This is a genomic window from Flavobacterium branchiophilum NBRC 15030 = ATCC 35035 (assembly GCF_002217205.1).
Taxonomy (GTDB): Bacteria; Bacteroidota; Bacteroidia; order Flavobacteriales; family Flavobacteriaceae; genus Flavobacterium; species Flavobacterium branchiophilum.
In genome coordinates, this window is record NZ_MUGT01000186.1 from 1 (window position 1) to 567 (window position 567).

Here is a 567-nt window from a genome sequence, read left to right on the forward strand (position 1 = left end):
GTGGTGTAGCATTGCTTAGGGTAAAACAAGCAACACCGTCGTTGTTGTCATCACAAACCTGAAGGGCAACGGGTGTGTTAAAGGCTGGAGCCGATAAAATGGTAACCGTGGCCAAAGCCGTGTCGTCCACACAAGGTGCTACACCAGCAACGGTGTAAGTAAAACTGCTCGAAGCTCCTGGCGCAGGAACAAATGTACCTGCAGCAGCATTGAAAGTGCCACCTGTGCCAGAGGTTCTTGTCCAAACCCCGCCTGATTGTTCGCCCAACAAAATGTCTGCCAAGTTGATGGTAGTGGTGCTGGTTTCGCAAATGGTTAGTGTACCGTCTGTACCGGCATTGGGCACTTCGTTGATGTTGATGGTGGCCATACTAAAATCGTCTAAACAAGGAGCGCTACCGGCCACTGTATATTTGAATTGGCTTGTTGTAGCTCCCAAACTAGAGGTAAAAGTACCCGTTGTGGCATTGAAAGTACCACCAACCCCGCTGGTTCTGGTCCAAACCCCGCCTGTTTGCTCGCCTGTAATCAAGCTGAATAAATTAACAGCAGCAGTAGCATCAACAC

At 49.6% G+C, this 567-nt stretch carries 1 protein-coding gene; it reads right to left on the reverse strand.

The window, feature by feature from the left end; genetic code table 11:
* Positions 1-567, reverse strand: a 567-nt coding sequence (locus B0A58_RS15540; RefSeq protein WP_133063172.1) for a hypothetical protein, incomplete at both ends; no start/stop codon positions are given.